Origin of the sequence: Thermus thalpophilus, assembly GCF_022760915.1 — a bacterium.
Lineage (GTDB): Bacteria > Deinococcota > Deinococci > Deinococcales > Thermaceae > Thermus > Thermus thalpophilus.
Genome location: NZ_JAKTNS010000066.1, coordinates 1 through 4,237, shown reverse-complemented (window position 1 = coordinate 4,237; position 4,237 = coordinate 1). Strand labels below are relative to the sequence as shown.

General features: G+C 62.7%; 6 protein-coding genes. 1 reads left to right on the top strand and 5 read right to left on the bottom strand.

The window, feature by feature from the left end:
- Positions 1-732: 732 nt before the first annotated feature.
- The 5 genes from L0D17_RS12855 to L0D17_RS12835 form a co-directional block, all read right to left on the bottom strand.
- Entirely contained in the window at positions 733-1,458 is a 726-nt protein-coding gene (locus tag L0D17_RS12855; RefSeq protein WP_038054955.1) for an ABC transporter permease, read from the bottom strand.
- Positions 1,455-2,138: an ABC transporter ATP-binding protein gene (locus tag L0D17_RS12850; protein WP_011279292.1), complete on the bottom strand. Its 684-nt coding sequence runs from the start codon at positions 2,136-2,138 to the stop codon at positions 1,455-1,457. The genes L0D17_RS12855 and L0D17_RS12850 overlap by 4 nt, the downstream gene beginning before the upstream one ends.
- Positions 2,139-2,151: 13 nt before the next feature.
- Positions 2,152-2,778, bottom strand: coding sequence for a hypothetical protein (locus tag L0D17_RS12845; protein ID WP_011279291.1), 627 nt, complete (start codon positions 2,776-2,778; stop codon positions 2,152-2,154).
- A 308-nt stretch (positions 2,779-3,086) separates the two neighbouring features.
- Positions 3,087-3,359 (bottom strand): DUF5647 family protein, encoded by a 273-nt coding sequence (locus tag L0D17_RS12840; protein ID WP_015618048.1) that lies wholly within the window; start codon positions 3,357-3,359, stop codon positions 3,087-3,089.
- 2 nt (positions 3,360-3,361) lie between these two features.
- Positions 3,362-3,679 carry a DUF7718 family protein gene (locus L0D17_RS12835; protein WP_093008633.1) on the bottom strand — a complete coding sequence of 106 codons (318 nt, stop codon included), beginning with the start codon at positions 3,677-3,679 and terminating at the stop codon, positions 3,362-3,364.
- A 217-nt stretch (positions 3,680-3,896) separates the two neighbouring features.
- Between L0D17_RS12835 and L0D17_RS13685 the strand changes: the two genes are divergently transcribed.
- Positions 3,897-4,172 (top strand): DUF2442 domain-containing protein, encoded by a 276-nt coding sequence (locus L0D17_RS13685; protein WP_279231833.1) that lies wholly within the window; start codon positions 3,897-3,899, stop codon positions 4,170-4,172.
- Positions 4,173-4,237 lie beyond the last annotated feature (65 nt).

Genomic DNA, 4,237 nt, shown 5'->3' with positions numbered 1-4,237 from the left:
AAAATTCCCTTTTCCTTTGGGTAGATAACCCGAGATCCGAGAAAAAGTGAGATACCTCACATATTTACCCCGCCCGCACGCGATTTTCATCGTCCAGGACGACAAAAACCTCGGTTTCCCCCTCGAGGACCGCCCCTAAAACGGCTTTTAAGGCGGGGGGTGGACGGGGGGCACCCCCTTTACCCCTCCCCCCGCCCCCCGGCCTTCTAGGGGTCTTAGGACGGGCCAGGGACCCCTTCCCGGGGGAGGGTGGGACCCGGAGAAGAGGGAGGCCGGGCCTCTACTCGGGGCGGCGGGGGAACCCCCGCATAAACCCCACACTCCTTGAGGCCTAGGATCCCGGGCCTTTCCCCAGCATAATCTTGCCGCGATCCTGGGGCTTTCCCCGCAAGCCTATGCACCCGGCCCCCGGTTTTCCGGCTTCCTGACGGCCTTTCTTGCGCGAAAGGTGGCTTTCGTGCACCTACCCCCCTGGAAGGGCCTGAGCGGGCTTTTGAGGCGGGGGGGGAGAGGGGGTCAAGGGGGAATAGCCCCCTCCCCCACCCCCGGCCTTCTAGGGGCCTTAGGGCGGGCCGTGGGCCCCTCGGGGGTGCGGTGTGGCCTCACCGAGAATCTCATGGAGAGGTGCGGCGGGGAACGAAGATGCGGGACCAAAAGCCCGGGCCTTTTCCGAGGAACCGTAGAAGTGCAAGTTTCAGCTGGCTTTCTCGCAGAGGACAGCGCCAGAAGTTTCTAATAATCGAGGAGCCGGCCGCTGCGCCTTCCCCAGCTATAACTGTGGGCAAATGCCACGCCGCCAACCAACACCCAAAACACGGTTACAGCCAGTAGCGGCCCGAACCCCTCTCCTAGAAAAACCCTAACCGCCCATTCCAAGGGATTCAGCGTGTTCAATGTGCGTAAGGCTAAGGGTAACTTTTCCCCTGGCACGAAGAACCCGGAAAAAAGGAGAAGATAAAAGGTGAGCATCTCGGTAAAGCTCCCCACTTGCTTGTAGCGCAGTGAGGCTGCGAGCAACGAAAGGCCGAGCCCCCAAACGCCTGTCAGCGCCAGCAAGCTGGCGGCCAGCGCTTCCGGCCCGAGGCCAGCCAGCGAAACACCGCTCAGCCTAGCGTAAACTGCTAGGGCAGCGACCCAGGGCAGGGCCATCGAAAGCTCAGCGAGGGAGAGCGCAACGACAAGGGCCGCGGGGGAGTGGGGCGAGGCGAGCAACCGGCCTAGCGTGCCCAGATAAGCTTCCTCCAGAAAGAAGTTGGCCATCCTTGCCAGCAAGTGCGCGGCGAGATACCAGAGTAAAAATCCGGCTACGTAGGCCGGTCGCGCTGAATACCCCTGGCTGGTATACAGAATGGCGGTAAAGAAAAACACCTTCACTAAAAGTCCAAGCGCATAATCGGTAAAATAGCGCCTCTGAAGGGCAAAGCTGCGTGCCAGAAAAGCGCGAAAAAGGGGAGTCACCGGTACACCTCCAAAAGCCAATTCCGGAGCGTTTCTGGGTCATGGACCCCTTTGGCTGCGAGATCCGAACGAACCGCGATCTCGCGAACTTCACCTCCTTTCAGCACTATGAAACGGTCGGCAACTTCCCAGGCCAAAACCGGGTCGTGCGTGGTAATGAGAACCGTGGGGAGTTCCTTGATACGCGCAATGAGGTCGTTTTGCGATTGGAGATCGAGCCCCAAGGTCGGTTCATCGAGGACATAGGCCGCAGCTTCCTGTATCAGGGTGCTGGCAAGGGCGAGTCGCTGTTTCTGTCCACGCGAGAGGTTCTGGGCCAACCGGTCTCTCGCTTCCCCCAGACCAAACGCGGACAGCAACTCTAAGCCTTTCTCACGGATGGTGCGTTCGGGGACACCCGCGAGCCTGCCGTAAAAAAGCAAGTTCTCCCAGGCTGTCAGGTATCCGTAGAGGTTCTCGGCCTCCTCAAAAAGAAAGCTTAGCCAGCGCCGTTTGCCCGGAGTAGGGCGGCTTCCGAACACCTTAAGCTCGCCGGCATCTGGTTCCACCAACCCAGCGATGATCTTCACCAACGTGGTCTTGCCTGCCCCGTTCGGACCGAGGAGAACTACCCGCTCCCCCGTCCGCAGGAAAAAATCTACTCCCCGGAGGGCAGGTGTCCCCCCGGGGTAGGTTTTCACGACACCTTTAGCTTCAACGACGTACGGCTGCCCCTTCGTTGATGAGACCGCCACGGCCCTCAGTCTTGTAGTAGAGATCCGTCGAAATCGCCGTACTGTAGACAAATCGCTGAAAGGCCCCCAGGAAACCCGTCAGAAGGGCGAGGTATGTGGAGCGTATGGGAACCTCACCGTCATCCACCGCCCGTACCCAAACCCGGGGATCGTGCGCGCTGCTCTCGAGCCGATCCTTGGATTCCCTTAGAGCATCGAGGTAGGGTCCAAAGTACTCCTTGACTTTGGCGAATTGCGCCTGTTCCTTCTTGAAGGTTTCCACGAGGTTTTGTGCTTTGATCGCACTGGCCATTTCATCAAAGAGAACTGTGTTCAAATCAAGTAGCACCTTTCCTGAAAGCTCTTTGCGAAGCACATCAGGTTCGAGCTTTGGAGCCAGCGGGTTACCCGGATATTTCTCAATAGCGATGTCTTCGAGCATCATGGTGTAAGCAGCATCAATGTCGCGCAAGCGCTGCTTTGCGGTTGCCGCAAGGTCCAGGCTCTGGTTGTGGTGAGAAAGTGCCTCGTCGTACGAACCGTTAAATGCTGCAATGATGGCTTCCTCATATGCGGTGTTCGCAGCGAGAAGGGTTTCAAGCGTCATACCAACGACCCGACTCACACGAGCTGCGGAAGAAACGAGCATTATCTTTTTGGTCGGTTTGTGATTGATTCCACACCCTAACTGTTGCTCTCCAACATGAGAATTTGGTGAGCCATGGAAGGGGGCGCGGGTGCGGCTTCCCGGTGAGGCCCCTTGTGGTGCGCTTCATGGCCCGGAGGCCCCACCTCCTCCCCGCCTCCTGGGGCTTGGTCCTGGTCCTGGGGGTGGTGGAGTGGGGGAGGCTTGGGAGAGGCGGTCCTGCGCCTGCCCTTCCTCCCTCGGAGCTCTCCGGGGCCTCTCCCGCCCCCCTAGGCGGCCCTGGGGGCCACCTCCACCTCCCTGCCCGGCAGGAGGAGGCGGACGGGCCTCCCCTCCAGGAAGAGGGCGTAGACCAGGGGCCAGCCCTCGGGGTTAGGGGCCTCCCGGGCCCAGGCCAGGGCCTTCGCCGCCACCTCGGGCTCGTCCAGGGGGAGGAGGACCAGGCGGTAGGCCTCGGGGAGCTCCTGGAGGAGGCCTGCCTCCAGGAGGTGGTCCATGAGGATCCCGTCCAGCTCGGCCAGCCTTTCCGCGGGGTTCACCACGCTTACCTCCCCTGGGCCTTGGCGGCCCGGTAGGCCTCAATGTACTCCTCGGCCCGCTGGGAGAGCTCCTTCTCCGCCACCTTCGCCGCCCTGCCGGGATCCTCGGGAAGGTCCACGGGCTCGTGGGCGGCGACGCGGTTCCGGTCCCGGTGGGCCCTGCCCCCTGCGGTGTCGTAACGGGCCACCCAGACCCAGCGGCCGTCTTCGGGGTCCCACCACTCCAGCTGCACCGCCCAGGAGCGCAACTTCCCCCGCTCCACCTCCAAGGTGACCCGGAGGCGCCGGTCGGGGCCGATGACCACTTCCCGCCTACGGACCATCGCCCCAAGTTACCTTCTTCTCCCGGTCCTTAAGGGACCTAGAAGGCCTTCCACCCGAAGGGGAGTGCCTCCTGCCCCTCCCCCGGGCTTCCCAGGGCCCTGGGACTGGTGGTGGAGTGGGCCTCCCTGCACCGGGAAGCCCTCCTAGAGAACTGGGAGCGGGCCCGGCGGGGCGAGCCCCTGAGGCCCATCCCACCCCTGGAGTAGTCTGGAGGGGATGGTGGTGGAAGTGGTGGAGGCCAGGCCCCTGGAGGTCTTAAAGCTCCGGCTCCGCTTCTCGGACGGGAAGGAGGGGGTGGTGGACCTTTCGGCCCTGGAGCTTCCCGGGCTCCTCTCCCGCCTCCGGGATCCCGGCTTCTTCGCCCAGGTGCGGGTGGACCCGGAGCTCGGGGCCCCGGTCTGGCCCGGGGGGCTGGACCTGGACCTCCTGGTGCTCTACGCCCAGGCCCTAGGCACCGGGCTTCCCCTGCCGGCGGAGGCCTCGGGGGCCTAGGCCCTCTTTGCGCGAAGGCGAACTTTCGCGCAGGAAAGGGCGAAAAGCGACCAAACTGGCCCCTC